Genomic DNA, 18,023 nt, shown 5'->3' with positions numbered 1-18,023 from the left:
AAAATCTCAAGCCTTTTTATTTTTATTAAATCTGGTTAGATTTAAAAGCTTACCCTAAAAATGGATTTGCATAAAGTGCGATCATAGCAATAACAAGTGCATAAATAACTTGTGCTTCAATCATAGCTAATGCAATAAACATTGTAGTCATTAATTTTCCACCAAGACCTGGGTTTCTAGCAGTTCCAGCAATAGTTGCAGCAGCAGTATTACCCATACCAATAGCTCCACCAAGAGCAGCTAATCCAAGTCCAATTCCAGCAGCAACTACAGAGTATGCTTTTAAAGTCTCATTTGCAACTGCAGCATCTGCAGCAAATGCAAAACCAGCGAATGCTAGTACTAAAAGAACGATTTTTTTCATCTTAAATCCTTATAAATATTTTCAAAGTCTGTTCGGCTTGCGTATCCCTACAAAGTACTTTGATGGCTGAGATTATATTTTAAGTAAACTAAAAGTAAGATAAAGCAATTTAAACTTTGGGAAGTGATTTATGAAAAAATTTATATTAATTATATTTATTTTTGTTATTTCTATATTTGGAATATTTTATATGCTTTTTTTTACGAAGATTGGAAACAGCACTATTTCTAAATATATCGAAAATAGTTTTAATGAAAAACAAAATGATTTCAAACTAAAATTTGATACTTTTATAATAGATACAAATAATATAAATTTAGTTGCAAATATAAATGATAGTTCTAAAGTAAAAATAGATGGAAAAATAAACTCTTTATTTGATTTAAAAGCAGAATTTATCTATAAAATAGATATAAAAGATTTATCGATTTTTAATAATATTGTACAAAAAGAGTTAAAAGGCTCTTTAGAAGCAAATGGTGATTTAATTACAAAAAATGGATTAAGTACAATAATAGGAACTTCAAATATAGCAAACAGCTCAACAAAATATGAGATAAATCTAAATAAAAGAGATATAAAAAGCTTAGATTTAGATATTAAAAATGCAAATATAGATGAACTTTTAGCACTTTTAAGTGAGCCTATTTATAGTTTTGGGAAACTAAATCTAAATGCTAAACTTATAAAAAATAGTAGTAATTTTTTTAATGGTGATTTTTTATTTGATATAAATGATGGAAAAATAAACAATGAAATAGTTCAAAAAGAGTTTAATTTCCCTATAAAGCAGACTATAACTTATAATTTAAAAAGCTTAAATAAACTAGAAAATACAAATGTTTTAAGTGATATAAAACTAATTTCAAGTTTAGCAAATTTAGATATGAAAAATTTGATTATTGATTTAGTTACAAAAGATATAAGCTCTAACTATTTTTTAGATATTTTAAATTTAAGACAAATTGAAGAGTTTATAAATATTGCATTAAACGGAGATTTAAAAGTAGTTGGTAACATAAATAAAAATCAAAAAACTCTAAAAATAGATGGAAATTCAAATATTGCTGATGGGGTTGCAAACTTTGTACTTTTGGATGATAATTTAGATTTAAAGTTAAAAGATGCAAACTCTTTAAAACTTTTATATATTTTAAATAAAGATCAGTTTTTTAACTCAAATTTATCTTTAGATTCAAATTATAATATTATCTCAAAGATCGGAAATATAAATATTGAAGTTAAAAATGGTAATTTTATAAAAAATGACTTTATTCAAAAAATAGAAGATTTTACAAAAATAGATTTAAGTAAAGAGATATTTGAATCTGGAACTATAAATAGCAAGATTGATAACAAAAAAATATACTCAAATCTTCATTTAACATCTAAAAAAAGTGATATTAAATCAAAAGATAGTTTTATAGATTTTAATAAAAATATAATAGATACGAAACTAGATATAAATCTAAATAAAAATATATTTTCTGTAAAACTTGAAGATGATTTAAATAAACCTAAAATAATAGTAGATGTACAAGATTTAATAAAAAATATTTTAGAAAAAAAATTAGATAAGTATATAAATAAAGAGGATGATGCACAAAAAATTGAGCTTTTAAAAGGAATCAAATCTCTTTTTTAATATCTTGATAATTATTATCATTTTAAGTAAACTCAAAGTTTTTTTTAGATTTAATTTTAAAAAAATTTAATATTACAAGGATTTTAAAATGAGATTTACTAATAAGCTTTTAGTCTCTTTATCAATTGCTGCTTCTTTAGCAATAAGTTCAGGTGCTGTTACTTCAAAAAACGAGACAACTTCTAATGTTTCAAAAAACTTATCATTTCTAGAAAGCTATTCAAATATAGCTCTTGACAATTACACAGATGCACTAAAAGATGCAAAGAATTTAAAAATTTCTATTGATAAATTTGTTTCAAATCCAACTCAAGAAAATCTTGATAGTGCAAAAAAAGCTTGGTTACAAGCAAGAGAGTCATATGGAAGTACTGAAATTTTTAGGCTTTCAAATGGTCCAATTGATGCTGAAGATGGTTGGATAGCAGAAACTTATGGTGCTTTAGAGGGACAAATTAATGCTTGGCCACTTGATGAAAATATGATTGATTATACTATTGATGCAGATGGAAAAAGAACATCTGGAAATATTATTGACACTATTGGAAAGTTTAATCCAGGTGGTGAAGAATCAAAAGAAGTTGATGTTACAAAAATTACAGTTGAAGCTTTAACAGAACTTAATGAAAATGGTGGAGAAGCAAATGTTTCAACTGGTTACCATGCTATTGAGTTCTTGCTTTGGGGACAAGATCAAGATTATAACAACTTCTTAGAAGATAAAATTACAAACGGCTCAATGGTAGCTGGTTTAAGACCAATTAGTGATTTTACAACAGACAAAGATGCAAAAAGAAGATTAGAGTATTTAAGTGTTGTTACACAAAAATTAGTTGAAGATTTAAGTGTTGTTACAAGTGCTTGGGAAAAAGATATTAAAGGTAATGCTGGACTTTATAGAGCGGCTCTTTTAGGTAAATTAAAAGGTAAAGAAAAAGATAAAAATTTAGATAAAAAAGAGACAATGAAACAAATTATTGCTGGAATGGGTGTATTTATAAAATCTGAACTTGCAAACGAAAGAGTTGCTGTTGCTGTTTTAACTCCTAGCGAAGAAGATGAGCACTCTTGCTTCTCTGATAATACTCATAGAGATTTAGTAAAAAACTATGAAGGATTTAAAAATATTTTAACTTCTACATATAATGGTAAAAAATATGGAGAATCTCTACTTGATTCACTAAATAAAGATGATAAAAACAGAGTTTTAAAACTTATGAGTGATATTGAAGAAAAAATAGATAGTGTAGATAAAATTGCAAAAACGCAAGCTCACTTTGACTACCAAATCAAACCAGAGCATCCACAAGCAAAAGTTTTAGTAAAACTTAAAAATGAGCTAAGAAAATTAGGTGATGAGATGATAACTGTTGCAAAAGCAAATAATATCAAACTATCAACAGATGATGTTACAGATCCAGAAGAGACAAAACTGTAAATGAAATCTATAAAAAAGATTATATTTTTAAAAAGCCTTACTGCAATATTTTGCATAGGGCTTTTTGCATTTAATCTTGAAAATAATTATATATCAAATGAAAAACATAGTAAGCTACTTTTAAAACCAATTGATGGTTTAAATAATGAACAAACTGATATTTTTATGTTAGGAAGAAGCTTTTTTAATATTCCTTGGGTAAAAGCACCTAGTGTTACAACTGCACGAGATGGATTAGGACCACTTTTTAATGCAAATAGTTGTATCTCTTGTCACCCAAAAAATGGTCGTGGAGAACTTTTTACTAAAGATAATTTAACTTCAAGAGCTTTAATTGCAAGATTGTCAATAAAATCAGATGATAGTTTTCAGCACAAAGATATTTTAAAGAAAAAAGGATTTATTCCAGAGCCTGTTTATGGAGAACAATTAGCCATTAATGGTAATTTGAAAGTTCCTTTTGAAGGAAATATTAAAATAGATTTTGAAGATTTTGAAGTTAAATTCCCAGATGGTGAAACAGTGATTTTACAAAAACCAAAATATAGTTTAGAAAATCTAAATTATGGAGAGCTCAAAGAAAATAGTGTAATTTCATATAGGCTAGCTCAAAGTTTAAATGGTATAGCTTTGATAGATTTAATAGATGAAAAAGAGATTTTAAAAAACCAAGATATTGATGATAAAAATGGTGATGGAATAAGTGGAAAAGCAAATTTTGTATATTCACCAATTTCAAAAAAATATGAGCTAGGAAGATATACTCACAAAGCTAGTGTTGCAAAACTAAAAGAGCAAGTTGCATTTGCAGCTTCAAATGATATAGGACTTACAACAACAATTGAACCAAACAAAAAATGTACAAGCTTCCAAAAAGAGTGCCTAGAAGCTTCTAAAGCAAAAGAGATAATCGATCTTCCAGATGAAAGATTAGAAGCGATAACTTATTATTTAAGAAATCTAAAAACTTATAGTGCAAATAAAAACCGAAAGGAGTATAAAGAGGGATTTGCTATTTTTGAAGCTATTAGTTGTTCAAAGTGCCATATAAGTAGCTTTACGACAAAATTAGGTTTTGAAATATCTCCATTTTCAGACTTTTTACTTCATTATATGGGTGAAGATTTAGCAGATGGAAGAGTTGAATTTGAAGCAAATGAAAAAGAGTGGAGAACTGCACCACTATGGGGAATATCTTTGCATGAAAAAATAACAAAAAACAAACCTAGACTGCTTCATGATGGAAGAGCTAGAAATTTTGAAGAAGCTATTTTATGGCATGGTGGAGAGGCAAAACAAAGCCGTGAATCATATATGAATTTAGATAAAAACCAAAGAGAAAAACTAATTAAATTTTTAGAGGAGTTATAGTGAAAAAAATATTTTTAATAATATTTTTAACAGGAGTTCTTTTTGCAAATGAAACAATTTTTCAAAGTGTTATAAAAAATGTAGCACTAAAAGATACACAAAGTGCTATAAATAGTGCAAAAAAACTACAAAAAGAGTTAAATGATGAAAACTTTACAAAGTTTTTAAAAGATTGGAAAAGAGTTGAAGCAAACTATCTTGCTGGGGAAATAAATAGCGATTATTTAGATACTCCAAGATATATTGATGTTTTTAACAATTTAAAAGAGGATTTAAATTCTCAAATGCAAAGAGTTATAGATGGCAATTTGGATATAAAAAAAGCACTATTTAAAAACTCATTTAAAACTATAAATGCTTTGGAATATCTGCTTTACTCTTCAAAAGAGTTAAATGATAGAAAAAAAGAGATAGGAAGAGAGATTTTAAACTCAATTATAAAAAATCTTGAAGATATAAAAACTGTTTATGAAACTTATCTAAAAAATCCAATAATAAAAGATGATGACAATGCAAAACTTATAAATACACTTGTTGCATCTTCTTATAGACTAAAAGAGTGGAGAATTGGAAATCCAGCAGGATTTTCAACAAAATATAAAAATGATGCAAAAAATAGTAGAGCTGAGTATTTCTTAAGCCAAAACTCTTTTGAAGCTATAGATTCAATTTTAGATGCTCAAAAAGAGATGATTGCAAAGGAAGGTTATATAAATCTTCTTAATTTAGCAAAAGATAAAAATGCAACAAATGAGCTAGAAGCTGTTATTGCAAAAATAGATGAAGCAAAAAAAGAGTTAAAATCTCTTCCTAAAGATGATTTTACAAATGCAAAAAAACTTTTTGATTTGGCTTCACAAATTCATGATTTATACTATATTACAATTATTGATAAATTGGGACTTAAAGCTGAAATTTTAGATGCAGATGGAGATTAAACCTTGGACTATTTTGCCTTTGATTTTTTAACAAATCCAAACAAAAGAGTCTATTGGCTCTATTTGCTGGCTTCAAGTTTTTTGGCATTTATCTACTACTATTTTTTAAAAAAAAATAGAAAAGTTATATTATCTTCAAAATTGTGGTTACATCCTAGTGCAAAACTTGATTATATTTACTTTTTTTTAGCAAATTTAGTAAATATTTTTTTGCTTGTTCCTTTTATTTTAAGTGCAAAAAATGTGGCACTTTTTACAAATAAATTTTTATATCAAAATTTTGGATTTATAGAGTTTAACTCTTTTTCATATTTTGAAATTACAATATTTTATACAATAGCTATTTTTATTTTTAGTGATTTTACTAGATATTGGTTACATAGATTTTTACATACCATTCCATTTTTATGGGAGTTTCATAAAGTTCATCATAGTGCAAAAGTTTTAACACCTATTACATTTTATAGAGTTCATTTTGTTGAAAATTTTCTTTTTGGGCTTAGATATTCGCTAAGTGTTGGTTTTGTAACAGGAATTTTTATATATTTATTTGGTGCAAAAATAAATATATATATGATTTTTGGAGTAAATGCTTTAGTATTTATATCTTCAATTTTTGGTTCAAATTTAAGACACTCACATGTTCCATTTTCATATTTTTCCTTTATAGAAAAATGGTTTTTATCTCCAAAACAGCATCAAATCCATCATGATAAAAAGCATTTTAATAAAAATTATGGTGGTTATATAGCTATTTGGGATAGAGTTTTTGGAACACTAGCTCTTTCAAAAGATGTAAATGTTCTAAAATTCGGACTTAGAAAAAATCAGATGAGTGAATATATAAGCATAAAAGATTTATATTTTAGACCATTTATAAATTTATTAAAAAAAGGAGGATTTTATGAAAAAATTAGTTTTAATAACAATATTTTTAGGAATAGAGTTACTAGCAAATAATATATCAAAAGAGGATTTAGGTAAAGCACTTTTTTTTGATGTTAATTTATCAAAAAATAGAACTCAAAGTTGTGCAACTTGTCACAATCCAGAAGCAGCATTTATAGATGATAGGGATAATGGTGTTTCAAAAATGGCATCTTTAGGTGATGATTTAAAATCTTTAGGTGATCGTCAAGCTCCAACAGCTTCTTATGCAAAATTTTCTCCAGATTTTCATTTTAATGCAAAAAAAGGGTTTTATGTAGGTGGTCAATTTTGGGATGGAAGAGAGGCAACTTTGGAAGGACAAGCTGGTGGTCCACCACTAAATCCTATTGAAATGGGAATAAAGAGTAAAAAAGAGGTAGTTGATAGATTAAAAGAGAATAGTTTTTATGTAGAGAGTTTTAAATCTCTATTTGGAAAAGATATTTTTAAAAATGATGAAAATGCTTATATAGCAATGACACAAGCGATTGCTAGTTTTGAAAGAAGTGATGAATTTTCTACTTTTGACTCAAAGTATGATAGATATTTAAAAGGAGAGTATGATTTAACTCCTCTTGAAGATTTAGGAATGTCAATATTCTTCTCAAACAACAATAACTCTTGTGCTTCATGTCATGTTTTAAAAGGAGAAGGAAAAGCTGGTGAAATATTTACAAACTATGAGTTTCATAATATTGGAGTTCCCGTAAATAATGAATTAAGAGAGAAAAATGGTATAAATGAAAAAGATTTAGGTTTAGCAGCAAATCCAAATATTAAAAATAAAGATGAAAATTTAGGAAAATACAAAACTCCAACTCTAAGAAATGTTGCAGTTACTGCTCCGTATATGCATAATGGTGTATTTAAAGATTTAAGAACGGTTGTTGAATTTTATGATAAATACAATAATAAAGAGAGAACTTTAAATCCTGAAACAAAAAAACCTTGGGATGAGCCTGAACATAAAGATACAATTTCATTAAAAGAGCTAAAAGCAAATGCTCAAACTGATAGAAAAATAGATGCTTTAGTAGCATTTATGAAACTTTTAACAGATAAAAGATATGAACATCTAATAAAAGATTGAAAAAAAGGTGAGTTAGCCCTCACCTTTTTTAAATTTTTAATATTATATAGATTCTAAAATCTCAATTTTGATTATTTCATCACCTTGTTTTATAGCATCTAAAGTTTTAAAACTACTATTTTGAGTTACTTCAATTTCTCCAAAAACAGTATGGTTACCATCTAAATGTGGACAAGGTACAAAACATATGAAAAATTGACTACCACCTGTATCTCTTCCTGCATGTGCCATTGAAAGGCTTCCTCTTTTATGATTTTGTTTAGGAGCATTCACTTCACATTTTATAGCCCACTCTGGTCCACCCATACCTGATTTTTGTGGACATCCACCTTGTGCCATAAAACCAGCTATTACTCTATGAAAATTTAATCCATCATAAAACCCATCATTTGCCAAAGTTACAAAATTTGCAACTGTATTTGGTGTCTCTTGGTTAAAAAGTTTTATTAAAATCTCTCCATTTTTTGTAGTGATTTTTGCATAATTAAATTTTGCAAGTTCCTCTTTTGTATAGTTATACTCTTTTAACTCTTTTCCAAATCTATTTGTACTCATAAATATCCTTTTTTTTAATTTTCTAAATTTATATCCTCTTTAGGGGATAAGTAGTTCAGTTTTATAAGATTTTGAATAATCTCTTTAAAAACTGGAACTGCTGATTGTGCTGCATAATAGTGTGGTCTGATTGGATTTGGGTTTATTACAGTAACTCCAATAGTATATGAATTACCTTTATCATCATTTACAAAACCAACAAAAGATGATATATATTTTTTCAAATACCCAGCTCCACCTGCAATTTGAGCTGTTCCTGTTTTTCCACCAATTTCAAGTCCCTCTATTCTAGCGCTTCTTCCTGTTCCTTCTTGAACAGTTTTTATAAGCATTCTTTTCATCTCAGCTGCTGTCTCTTTTGAAATAACCTGTTCTGGTTCGTGAAAAAATGGAGATTGATATTTAACATTATTTCTAGTTAAATAAGATACTATTTGTGGTGTAACCATAGCTCCATCATTATTAAAAACACTATATGCTTTTATTAATTGAATAAAAGTTGAAGTCATACCTTGACCAAAAGATACTGTTGCTTTATAAATATTTGGTCTTTTTTGTTTATCTCCAACAGAAAATTGCCAAAGTTTTGGCATAACACCTCTTTTTTCATAGGGTAAATCTATTCCTGTTTTTCTCGTAAATCCAAATTTTTTCATACCTTCATAAAACTCTGGTCCTGTCAATCTTTGTGCAATTTGAAGTGTTCCTATATTTGATGAAAAGATTACAATATCATCAATAGAAAGGTTCCCTTTTGGAAATGCATGGTCATCTTTTATTGTAAATTTTCCAAAAGGATAAGCACCTTTTGCGTGAGTTTGATTATAAGCTGAAAAATACTCATTTTTTCTAACAACACCTTTATCCAAAGCTAAAGATATTGACAAAGGTTTCACAACAGAACCTGGTTCAAACTGATACTCAATAGCATTTACATTTAGATATGGAATATCACTTTGTTTTATATTTTCAGGATTAAATCTATTTGAACTAGCCATTGAAATTATTTTTCCAGTACGACTCTCCATAATTGTAAGCAAAATCTCATCTGCTTTTGTTCTAATTTTATGATTATCTAGCGTTGTTTCATTGTTTTTTTGAAGTTTCAAAGGTATATTTAGATTTAAACTATAACCATCAATTCTATGTTCCATTATTGAATTTTTATCAAAATATATATAAGAGATTACATCTCTATAACCTTTTAAAATACCATCTTTTGCTTCATTTAGCTTTTGATCATAAGATCTCTCTAAGCCTTTTACTCCATCAACTTTTGTTTTACCTGTTTGCGACTCTATTTTTTTAATATAACCTAAAACAGGAGTTAAAGTATCATCATAAGAAAATGTTCTTTTTTCTCCACTCTCACTAACTTCTAATCTTCTAATTAAACTTAAACTACCACCTTTTCGTGGTACAAAAACGTTTAGTTGATTTAATTTTATATCAAGCTCTCGTAAGTTTTTTGCTGCTCTTGAATCTATATTATATGAAAGTACTAAAAGTCCAGGGTTTTTCTCTACTTCTTTAAATTTTTCACTCAAAGTTTTATAATCTATTCCACTATAAATGGAAAAAAGTATCATAAAAAGCTCTTTTTTGTCTGGATTTAAATATCTTGTATCAACAGATGCTTTATATATTTTTTTAGAGCTAACTAAATTAAAGCCATCTTCACTAATAATATTTCCACGAACAGCTAATTCACTCTTTTCACCAGTTAAAGTAGGAAGGGTTCTTTTTTCATGAATAGTTCTATATATAGAGAAAAGTACAATAAAAATTCCAAAAGAAAGTAGTAAAAGCAAAATTAAGATTTTCTTTGTTTTTTGTTTAATTTCTAAAAGTTTATAATCTATTTGCATTTTTTTGAAGACATCTTTATCCATAATGTTATATAATAAAGCATGGATTATATCAAAAATAAGATTAAATTATTAACTACAGGCGAAAACCTAAGAGAGCCAGATTACTTTTTGTTTATTTTGGTTTCTATGCTTATTATTGTAAGCATAGTTTTTTCATATTCGCTTACTATTTATACTGTTGAATTTTTAGGTTATGGACAGTTTCACTATATTTTAAGACAAGGTTTAGTTGGGATATTTTGTATATACCTAATGTGGTGGATGGCAAGATTAAATCCTAATAAAATAATGCATAGAACAGGAATGACACTATTTGGTGTTGGACTTTTTCTAATGGTTATTATGCCTTTTCTACCAGCTTCTTTAGTTACTGCTTCAGGTGGAGCTAATAGATGGATTAGGCTTCCTGGAATATCTTTATCTCCTGTTGAGATATTTAAAATAGGTTTTATATATTTTTTATCTTGGTCATTTTTTAGAAAAGTTATTCATCAACCAAAGAAAGGTCTTTTTGGCGATTTATTACTACTTTCTCCATACTTTTTAGTATTTATTTTTATTGTTTTTTTAATTGCTGTTTTACAAAAAGATTTGGGACAAGTTGCACTACTAACTATTATTATGCTTACTTTAATTATATTTGCAAATAGATCTTTAAAAATTATCTTTGCATTAATTCTTATAGCTATTGTAGGAATGATAGTTCTAATAGCAGCAGCACCTCATAGAATAAATAGAATTCACTCTTGGTGGTCTATGGTTCAAGATGGTATTTTATCAGTTCTTCCATCAACATTTGAGCAGTATTTGAGAATAAAAAACTTACCAGAACCATATCAAGTATCACACTCTTTAAATGCTATTCACAATGGTGGATTTTTTGGACAAGGTATCTCTTTGGGAGATTTAAAAGTTGGATTTTTAAGTGAAGTTCACACGGACTTCGTTCTTGCTGGAATAACTGAAGAGATAGGTTGGCTTGGAATATTTGTTATAACTACTATTTTAATGCTAGTTATTTTAAGAATTTTAGCAATTAGTAGAAAAGTTGATAGTAAAATTTTCCATCTTTTTACGACAGGAATTGCTCTTATGATTATTGTTGCATTTTTAATAAATGGTGCTGGAATTTCAGGAATAATACCTATAAAAGGTATTGCCGTTCCATTTTTATCATATGGAGGTTCATCTTTAATTACAAGCTCATTTGCTATAGGATTAGTTCTTTCAATTAGTAGAACTGTAAAAAAATATGAACCACAAAAAAGTGTTATAAAAGAAAAACCTAAAAGGATAATTATTAGATGAGTAAAGTTGTTGTAATAACAGGTGGAGGAACTGGAGGTCATCTAAAAATTGCTGATGTTTTTATATCTGAATTTAAAAAAAGAGGTTTTGAAGTTGTTTTTATAGGTTCAAGCTATGGGCAAGATAAATTTTGGTTTGAAAATGATGATAGATTAAAAGAGAAGATTTTTTTAAATACAAGTGGAGTTGTAAATAAAAGAGGAATAGCTAAGATTTTTTCACTTTTAAATATATTTTACAAAGCTATCTTTTGTTTTAAGATTTTAAAAAAATATAGAGTACAAAAGCTTGTATCTGTTGGTGGATTTAGTGCAGCAGCAGCTTCACTTGCAACTATATTTAAAAAAGATTGCAATCTATATTTACATGAACAAAACTCAAAAATTGGGGCTTTAAATAAAATCACTTTAAAATATACAAAAAGAGCTTACTCGTCTTTTCATGATTTTTCACCAATAAAAGATTATCCAGTTGATAGCAAATTCTTTGAAAACTCAAGGGTGAGAAAAGAGGTAAAAACTATTGCATTTTTTGGTGGTTCTCAAGGAGCAGTTGCAATTAATAACTTTGCTTTAAAAGTTGCACCAAAATTAAATGAAATGGGTATAAAAATAGTTCATCAAGCTGGAAAAAATGACTTTTTAAGAGTAAAAAGTGAGTATGAGAAAATAGGAATAAATGCAGATGTTTTTGATTTTTCAAAAGATATTTTAGCAAAAATGAGTGAAGCAGATTTTTGTGTAAGCCGAGCTGGTGCTTCAACACTTTTTGAACTTTGTGCAAACAATCTTCCAACTTTTTTTATACCATTTAAATATGCAGCACAAAATCATCAATACTACAATGCAAAAGCTTTGTTTGAGAAAAATCTATGTTTTTTGCAAAGTGAAGATGAGCTAGATGAGAACTACTTTTTTGAGTGTTTAAATAGCAATATAGAGAAAATTAGCACTGGTTTAAAAGAGTTTATTAAACCAAATGCTGTAGAAAAAATTGTAGATGATATTTTAAATAATTAAAATATCATCAATATTAATATTCCAAAAATAATTCTATAAATTCCAAAAGCTACAAAGGTAAATCTCTCTAAAAACTTTAAAAACAGTTTTATTACCAAATACGCAACAACAAAAGATGTAACAAAACCAACAGCTAGGTTTATAAAATTTCCATCTTGAAGTATCTGCGCGTGGTGTTTATAAACATCATAAAAAGTTGTAGCACACATAACAGGAACAGCTAGTAAAAAAGAGAATTCAGCACTTGCTTTTCTATTAAATCCTACAAGCATAGCTCCAATTATACTAGCACCAGCTCTGCTAGTACCTGGTATTAGTGCAGCTATTTGAGCAATACCAATAAACAAAGCTTGTTTATAACTCACATCTTCAACATCTGTTATATGTTTTTTATTCTCATCATAAAACTTCTCAACTATTAAAAAGACAATACCGCCAATAATAAACATCCAAGCTACAATCTCTATAGAAAAGAGAGCTTTTATTTGGCTTGAGAAAATAAATCCAACAATTCCTATAGGTAAAAATGCTAGTGCAATTTTCATCCATAAATTTATATGTTTAAATGTAAATTTAGATGGATATATAAAAACCAAAGCCATAATAGCAGCAAATTGAATAATAATCTCAAAAGCTTTATTTACATTGTTTTGTTCAATTCCCAAAAACTCACTTAAAACTATTAAGTGTCCCGTTGATGATACTGGTATAAACTCAGTAACTCCTTCTATGATTCCTAGCCAAATTGCATCAAATATATTCAAATAATCCCCTTTTGTTTTGTAAGTTTTAAAAATAGTTTTAAAGCTCGTTTCTCTTTATACCCAATATCATAATCAATTTTTGTGAGATAATCCAAAATATTTTTCTTTGAAATACCACTTCTTTTTGAGTACTGCTCTAAAATATATTGAGGAATTTTGATTTTTCTTTTATCAAAATTTTTTGTAAGTTTTTTTAATCTACTCTCATATTTGTTGTAGCATAAAACAGCAAATACAAAAGGAAGATTATATCTATTTTGCCACTGTTTAGCTAAATCTATAAACTCTTCATCTTTGTTGTTATGATAAAACTTTAAAGCCTTATCTCCAATGATTACTTCGCCATCTAGTTCTAAAACTTTTGCTAGTGCATTTGAAGTTTTTGATTGAAAATCATCTCTATTTTTTCTATTTGGTAAGATTAAAACAGAATCCACATAATCTCTTGCAATTATTCCAAAATCAAGAAATTTCTCATTTCTTGAACCAATTGAAGAGATGAAAGCACTGTGTACTTTTCGTTTCTTAAAACGGTTTGTAATTTTTGATGGATAAGATTTTTTGTACTCAATACTTGACTTAAGTTGATTTGATTTTATATTTTTTTTGATATAAATGTGAAAAGGTAATAGGTTTATAAAATCAATCTTTGAGAATATCATAAAATTGTTGCCTTTAGTCTTTAAAATTAAAGTTGATATAATAGTATAAAAATAATTAGAAGGTATTAAAATGGTAAAAGTAGAGTTCTTAGGACCTATAAATAAAGAGAGTATAGATTTAGATATAAAAAATTTAAGTGAGTTGTCAAATATTTTAAAAAATGATGAAAAAATATCTTCTTGGCTTGAAACTTGTGCAGTTGCTGTGAATGATACTTTAGTTTTTTCAAAAAACTTTGAGCTAAAATCTGGTGATAAAATTTCACTTCTTCCTCCTGTTTGTGGTGGTTGAAATGTTTACGAAAGATTTACAAATACACAAAGGTAATTTACCAATAGAAAAGATTCACAACTCTTGGTATGAGAAATATAAAAACCTAAATTATGGTGCGTTTATAACTTTTGTTGGCGTTGTAAGAGATGAAAATGGAATAGATGGTCTATCTTTTGATATTTATGAACCTATTTTAAACTCTTGGTTTGCTTCATGGCAAGAAAAAGCAAAAAAAGAAAATGCAATAGTTTTTATGGCTCATAGTATTGGAGATGTAAAAAATCACGAAAGCTCATATATAGCTGGTGTTTGTAGCCCAAAAAGAAGAGTTGCTTTAGAGCTAATAGATGAATTTGTAGAAGATTTTAAAAAAAATGCTCCTATTTGGAAATATGATATTTTAAACAATCAAAGAATTTATGCAAAAGATAGAAGCCAAAAAATAGACGGAGCTGGGATTTTATCATGAATAAAAAATTAAGAGTAGATTTGCACAATCACACAACACTTTGTAACCATGCAACAGGAACAGTTGAAGAGTATGTAAAAAGAGCAATAGAACTAGGAATTGATGAGTATGGATTTGCATGTCATGCTCCTATGAATTTTGATCCAAAATATAGAATGAAACTCGAAGAGAGAACCCTTTATGAATCTTGGATAAATGAAGCAAAAGAGAAGTATAAAGATAAAATCAAAGTTTTATTAGCCTATGAAGTTGATTATTTAAATGGCTTTATGCTTGATGAGATTTTAAATGCAAATGTAGATTATCTAATAGGTTCAGTTCACTTTTTACAAAATAAAAATGAGATGTGGGGATTTGATAATCCTGAATTTATTGGTGTTTATAAAAGTGTTGATATAGATAAAATTTGGGAAGATTACTTTGATGCAATTGAAGCTATGGCAAAAACGAACTATTTTCAAATAGTTGGGCATTTGGATTTGATAAAAGTTTTCAAATTTTTACCAAAAAAAGATGTTAGATTAATTGCAAAAAATGCCTTAAAACAGATAAAAAAATCAAATATGATTTTGGAGCTAAATCCAGCAGGATTAAGAAAACCAATAGGAGAGACCTATCCTTCAAAAGCACTTTTAGAAGAGGCTTTTGATTTAGGAATTAATATAACATTTGGTTCAGATGCACATAGTGTTGAGCATGTTGGTTTTGGATATAGTGAAATCAGTTCTTTGGCAAAAGAGCTTGGATACACAAAATGTGCTACTTTTTATAAAAAAGAGATGAATTTAATCGAGTTTTAGATAAAATGGCAACTTAAAAATTTTTGGAGTTAAAAAATGGGAAAATTTGTAAATAATATAGAAGAGTTTTTTAAGTTTTGTAGTGAAAATGAAGTAAAATTTGTAGATTTTAGATTCACAGATTTAAAAGGTATGTGGCATCATGTAACTTACAATATTAAAGCTGTAAATAAAGATTTACTAGCAAATGGAATGCCTTTTGATGGTTCATCAATCGATGCTTGGCAACCAATTCATAAATCAGATATGATCTTAAAACCAGATGTTCCAACTGCATTTTTAGACCCATTTACAGCTGATAGTACGATAATTGTAATTTGTGATGTTTATGACATATATGAAAATCAAATGTATGAAAAATGTCCAAGATCAATTGCAAAAAAAGCAGTTGAATATCTAGCAGAAGCAAATATTGGTGATGTTGCATATTTTGGTCCTGAAAATGAGTTTTTCGTTTTTGATGATGTAAAAATTATAGATAGCGTAAATGAATCTTATTTTAAAGTTGATTGCGAAGATGGAGAATGGAATGATGCAAAAAACTATGAGGGTGGAAATATAGGTCACAGAGCAAGACTTAAAGGTGGATATTTTCCAGTAGCTCCAATTGATAATGGAGTTGATATAAGAGCTGAAATGATGCAAGTTTTAGAGCAAGTTGGTCTTGAAGTAACACTAGGTCACCACGAAGTAGCTCAAGGTCAACACGAGATTGGTATTGTTTTTGGAGATTTAATTGAAGCTAGTGATAATGTTCAAAAACTAAAATATGTTATTAAAATGGTAGCTCATCTAAATGGAAAATCTGCAACATTTATGCCAAAACCACTTTATGGAGATAATGGAAGTGGAATGCATGTTCATCAAAGTATCTGGAAAAATGGAAAAAATCTATTCTACAAACAGGGTGAATATGGAAATTTAAGTGATATTGCAAGATGGTATATTGGTGGAATTTTTAAACATGCACGAACACTTGCAGCATTTACAAATCCATCTACAAACTCTTACAAAAGATTAATTCCTGGATTTGAAGCACCTTCAATTTTAACTTATTCGTCACAAAATAGAAGTGCTTCTTGTAGAATTCCTTATGGAGCAGGAGAAAAAGCAACAAGAGTTGAAATGAGATTTCCAGATTCAACAGCTTGTCCATATTTAGCATTTTCAGCTATGTTAATGGCTGGACTTGATGGAATAAAAAATAAATATGAACCAATTGGTCCTATGGATGATGATCTGTTTGAGCTATCTTTAGATGAGATTAGAGAAAGGGATATTCCTCAAATGCCTCATACATTAAGAGGTTCTTTAGAGGCTCTTATTAGACATAATGATTTCTTAAGACCTGTATTTACTAAAAAAATGATAGATACTTATCAACATTATAAATTTTCAACTCAAGTTTGGCCTTATGAAGCAAGACCTACGCCATTTGAGTTCAAAACTATGTACTCTTGCTAATTTATTAAGATAAGAGTTTTACTCTTATCTCAATTTTTATTACTTTTACTAAATCTATACCCTTTTTAATAAATTCAATAATCAAAATATCTTATAAATAGTTCATAAACTATTGCTTTCAGAAATTAAGTACTATTTTTGTATAATGTAAGTTATTTATAAAGATTTTGGAGTTTAAAATGAGAGTAATAGAAGGAAGTTTAAGACTAAAAGGAAATGAAAAAGTAGCCATCATAAATGGAAGATTTAACCACATAATAACTGATAGATTAGTAGAAGGTGCAAAAGATTCATTCAAAAGACATGGTGGAAATGAAGAAAATTTAGATTTAATTTTAGTTCCAGGAGCTTTTGAAATACCATTTGCTCTTGAAAAAGCACTATCAAGTGGAAAATATGATGCTGTTTGTTGTGTTGGAGCAGTTATAAGAGGAGCTACTCCTCATTTTGACTATATTAGTGCAGAAGCAACAAAAGGAATAGCAACAGTTGCTTTAAAATATGGAAAACCTGTATCAAATGGTGTTTTAACAACAGATACGATTGAGCAAGCAATTGAACGAGCTGGTTCAAAAGTTGGAAACAAAGGTGCGGAAGCTATGGTTACAATAATAGAGATGCTAGATTTATATAGCGAAATGGGAAAATAATTTGGCAACAAGAACACAAGCAAGAGAGTCTGTAATTGGACTTCTATATGCATATGATTTAGGTAATGAAGAAATAGCAAAATTTGTTGATGATATTTTAGAAGAAAAAAAGATAAGAAATAGTCAAAAAGAGTTCGCTTTAAATCTATTTAATGGAACTATCAAACATATTTCAAAAATTGATGAAGAGATTATAAAACATCTTACTCAAGGTACAATAGAAGATGTAGGAAGTGTTGAAAAATCAATATTAAGACTTGCAATATATGAGATATTATTTGAGAACTTATCAAGAGCAATAGTTATAAATGAAGCAATTGAACTATCAAAAAAATTAGCAAGTGATGGTGCTCCAAAGTTTATAAACGCTATTTTAGACCAAATAAAAATAGAGAAATAAAAGGTCAATTT

At 27.9% G+C, this 18,023-nt stretch carries 19 protein-coding genes; 14 read left to right on the top strand and 5 right to left on the bottom strand.

What is annotated here, in order from left to right; translation table 11 throughout:
* Nucleotides 1-49: 49 nt before the first annotated feature.
* Nucleotides 50-364, bottom strand: a complete 315-nt coding sequence (locus AC5LG6_RS06355) for a F0F1 ATP synthase subunit C (RefSeq protein WP_066156262.1) — start codon at nt 362-364, stop codon at nt 50-52.
* Nucleotides 365-494: 130 nt separating this feature from the next.
* On the opposite strand from AC5LG6_RS06355, the gene AC5LG6_RS06350 reads away from it, so the two are divergent.
* From AC5LG6_RS06350 to AC5LG6_RS06325, 6 genes are all read left to right on the top strand, one after another.
* Nucleotides 495-2,009: a hypothetical protein gene (locus AC5LG6_RS06350; RefSeq protein ID WP_498586000.1), complete on the top strand. Its 1,515-nt coding sequence runs from the start codon at nt 495-497 to the stop codon at nt 2,007-2,009.
* Between the two features lie 88 nt (nt 2,010-2,097).
* Nucleotides 2,098-3,447: an imelysin family protein gene (locus AC5LG6_RS06345; RefSeq protein ID WP_498585999.1), complete on the top strand. Its 1,350-nt coding sequence runs from the start codon at nt 2,098-2,100 to the stop codon at nt 3,445-3,447.
* On the top strand, nt 3,448-4,818 hold the full coding sequence (locus AC5LG6_RS06340) for a di-heme oxidoredictase family protein (RefSeq protein WP_498585998.1): 1,371 nt from the start codon (nt 3,448-3,450) through the stop codon (nt 4,816-4,818).
* On the top strand, nt 4,818-5,756 hold the full coding sequence (locus tag AC5LG6_RS06335) for an imelysin family protein (RefSeq protein ID WP_498585997.1): 939 nt from the start codon (nt 4,818-4,820) through the stop codon (nt 5,754-5,756). The genes AC5LG6_RS06340 and AC5LG6_RS06335 overlap by 1 nt, the downstream gene beginning before the upstream one ends.
* A 3-nt stretch (nt 5,757-5,759) precedes the next feature.
* Complete coding sequence (locus tag AC5LG6_RS06330; protein WP_498585996.1) at nt 5,760-6,716, top strand: sterol desaturase family protein; 957 nt, start codon at nt 5,760-5,762, stop codon at nt 6,714-6,716.
* Nucleotides 6,661-7,776: a cytochrome-c peroxidase gene (locus AC5LG6_RS06325; protein ID WP_498585995.1), complete on the top strand. Its 1,116-nt coding sequence runs from the start codon at nt 6,661-6,663 to the stop codon at nt 7,774-7,776. The genes AC5LG6_RS06330 and AC5LG6_RS06325 overlap by 56 nt, the downstream gene beginning before the upstream one ends.
* Before the next feature lie 42 nt (nt 7,777-7,818).
* Here AC5LG6_RS06325 and AC5LG6_RS06320 read toward each other — a convergent pair whose 3' ends face one another.
* Nucleotides 7,819-8,331, bottom strand: coding sequence for a peptidylprolyl isomerase (locus AC5LG6_RS06320; protein ID WP_066347705.1), 513 nt, complete (start codon nt 8,329-8,331; stop codon nt 7,819-7,821).
* 14 nt (nt 8,332-8,345) lie between these two features.
* Nucleotides 8,346-10,199, bottom strand: a complete 1,854-nt coding sequence (locus tag AC5LG6_RS06315; protein ID WP_498585994.1) for a peptidoglycan D,D-transpeptidase FtsI family protein — start codon at nt 10,197-10,199, stop codon at nt 8,346-8,348.
* A 42-nt stretch (nt 10,200-10,241) separates the two neighbouring features.
* On the opposite strand from AC5LG6_RS06315, the gene AC5LG6_RS06310 reads away from it, so the two are divergent.
* Entirely contained in the window at nt 10,242-11,510 is a 1,269-nt protein-coding gene (locus AC5LG6_RS06310; RefSeq protein WP_141047083.1) for an FtsW/RodA/SpoVE family cell cycle protein, read from the top strand.
* Nucleotides 11,507-12,529: a UDP-N-acetylglucosamine--N-acetylmuramyl-(pentapeptide) pyrophosphoryl-undecaprenol N-acetylglucosamine transferase gene (locus AC5LG6_RS06305; protein WP_498585993.1), complete on the top strand. Its 1,023-nt coding sequence runs from the start codon at nt 11,507-11,509 to the stop codon at nt 12,527-12,529. Before AC5LG6_RS06310 ends, AC5LG6_RS06305 begins: the two co-directional genes overlap by 4 nt.
* Here the strand turns inward: AC5LG6_RS06305 and AC5LG6_RS06300 are convergent.
* A complete protein-coding gene (locus AC5LG6_RS06300; protein ID WP_141047085.1) occupies nt 12,526-13,293 on the bottom strand; it encodes an undecaprenyl-diphosphate phosphatase in 768 nt (255 codons plus the stop codon). The genes AC5LG6_RS06305 and AC5LG6_RS06300 overlap by 4 nt on opposite strands.
* The gene (locus tag AC5LG6_RS06295) at nt 13,290-13,955 is read right to left on the bottom strand and encodes an MqnA/MqnD/SBP family protein (protein WP_498585992.1); all 666 of its coding nucleotides are present in this window, start codon (nt 13,953-13,955) and stop codon (nt 13,290-13,292) included. Before AC5LG6_RS06295 ends, AC5LG6_RS06300 begins: the two co-directional genes overlap by 4 nt.
* Nucleotides 13,956-14,025: 70 nt before the next feature.
* Here AC5LG6_RS06295 and AC5LG6_RS06290 point away from each other — a divergent pair, with 70 nt between their 5' ends.
* The 6 genes from AC5LG6_RS06290 to nusB all read left to right on the top strand — a co-directional run bounded on the left by AC5LG6_RS06290 (nt 14,026) and on the right by nusB (nt 18,012).
* Nucleotides 14,026-14,247, top strand: a complete 222-nt coding sequence (locus AC5LG6_RS06290; RefSeq protein ID WP_066164942.1) for a MoaD/ThiS family protein — start codon at nt 14,026-14,028, stop codon at nt 14,245-14,247.
* 1 nt (nt 14,248) lies between these two features.
* Nucleotides 14,249-14,698, top strand: coding sequence for a molybdopterin synthase catalytic subunit (locus AC5LG6_RS06285; RefSeq protein ID WP_498585991.1), 450 nt, complete (start codon nt 14,249-14,251; stop codon nt 14,696-14,698).
* Nucleotides 14,695-15,498, top strand: a complete 804-nt coding sequence (hisJ, locus tag AC5LG6_RS06280; protein ID WP_498585990.1) for a histidinol-phosphatase HisJ — start codon at nt 14,695-14,697, stop codon at nt 15,496-15,498. Before AC5LG6_RS06285 ends, hisJ begins: the two co-directional genes overlap by 4 nt.
* 36 nt (nt 15,499-15,534) lie before the next feature.
* Entirely contained in the window at nt 15,535-16,962 is a 1,428-nt protein-coding gene (gene glnA, locus AC5LG6_RS06275; protein WP_498585989.1) for a type I glutamate--ammonia ligase, read from the top strand.
* A 179-nt stretch (nt 16,963-17,141) separates the two neighbouring features.
* Nucleotides 17,142-17,612 carry a 6,7-dimethyl-8-ribityllumazine synthase gene (ribH, locus tag AC5LG6_RS06270; protein ID WP_066220172.1) on the top strand — a complete coding sequence of 157 codons (471 nt, stop codon included), beginning with the start codon at nt 17,142-17,144 and terminating at the stop codon, nt 17,610-17,612.
* A gap of 1 nt (nt 17,613) precedes the next feature.
* Nucleotides 17,614-18,012: a transcription antitermination factor NusB gene (gene nusB, locus AC5LG6_RS06265; protein WP_066156314.1), complete on the top strand. Its 399-nt coding sequence runs from the start codon at nt 17,614-17,616 to the stop codon at nt 18,010-18,012.
* Nucleotides 18,013-18,023 lie beyond the last annotated feature (11 nt).

The organism is Arcobacter thermotolerans, assembly GCF_983172305.1.
Note: the sequence above shows the minus strand (reverse complement) of the source record. Positions and strands in the feature narration are given on the sequence as shown.

Bases quoted from the DNA above. Each gene is read 5' to 3' on its own strand.
- AC5LG6_RS06355 (WP_066156262.1), bottom strand. From the start codon at position 364: ATGAAAAAAATCGTTCTTTTAGTACTAGCATTCGCTGGTTTTGCATTT.
- AC5LG6_RS06350 (WP_498586000.1), top strand. From the start codon at position 495: ATGAAAAAATTTATATTAATTATATTTATTTTTGTTATTTCTATATTT.
- AC5LG6_RS06345 (WP_498585999.1), top strand. From the start codon at position 2,098: ATGAGATTTACTAATAAGCTTTTAGTCTCTTTATCAATTGCTGCTTCT.
- AC5LG6_RS06340 (WP_498585998.1), top strand. From the start codon at position 3,448: ATGAAATCTATAAAAAAGATTATATTTTTAAAAAGCCTTACTGCAATA.
- AC5LG6_RS06325 (WP_498585995.1), top strand. From the start codon at position 6,661: ATGAAAAAATTAGTTTTAATAACAATATTTTTAGGAATAGAGTTACTA.
- AC5LG6_RS06320 (WP_066347705.1), bottom strand. From the start codon at position 8,331: ATGAGTACAAATAGATTTGGAAAAGAGTTAAAAGAGTATAACTATACA.
- AC5LG6_RS06315 (WP_498585994.1), bottom strand. From the start codon at position 10,199: ATGCAAATAGATTATAAACTTTTAGAAATTAAACAAAAAACAAAGAAA.
- AC5LG6_RS06310 (WP_141047083.1), top strand. From the start codon at position 10,242: ATGGATTATATCAAAAATAAGATTAAATTATTAACTACAGGCGAAAAC.
- AC5LG6_RS06305 (WP_498585993.1), top strand. From the start codon at position 11,507: ATGAGTAAAGTTGTTGTAATAACAGGTGGAGGAACTGGAGGTCATCTA.
- AC5LG6_RS06295 (WP_498585992.1), bottom strand. From the start codon at position 13,955: ATGATATTCTCAAAGATTGATTTTATAAACCTATTACCTTTTCACATT.
- AC5LG6_RS06290 (WP_066164942.1), top strand. From the start codon at position 14,026: ATGGTAAAAGTAGAGTTCTTAGGACCTATAAATAAAGAGAGTATAGAT.
- AC5LG6_RS06285 (WP_498585991.1), top strand. From the start codon at position 14,249: ATGTTTACGAAAGATTTACAAATACACAAAGGTAATTTACCAATAGAA.
- hisJ (WP_498585990.1), top strand. From the start codon at position 14,695: ATGAATAAAAAATTAAGAGTAGATTTGCACAATCACACAACACTTTGT.
- glnA (WP_498585989.1), top strand. From the start codon at position 15,535: ATGGGAAAATTTGTAAATAATATAGAAGAGTTTTTTAAGTTTTGTAGT.
- ribH (WP_066220172.1), top strand. From the start codon at position 17,142: ATGAGAGTAATAGAAGGAAGTTTAAGACTAAAAGGAAATGAAAAAGTA.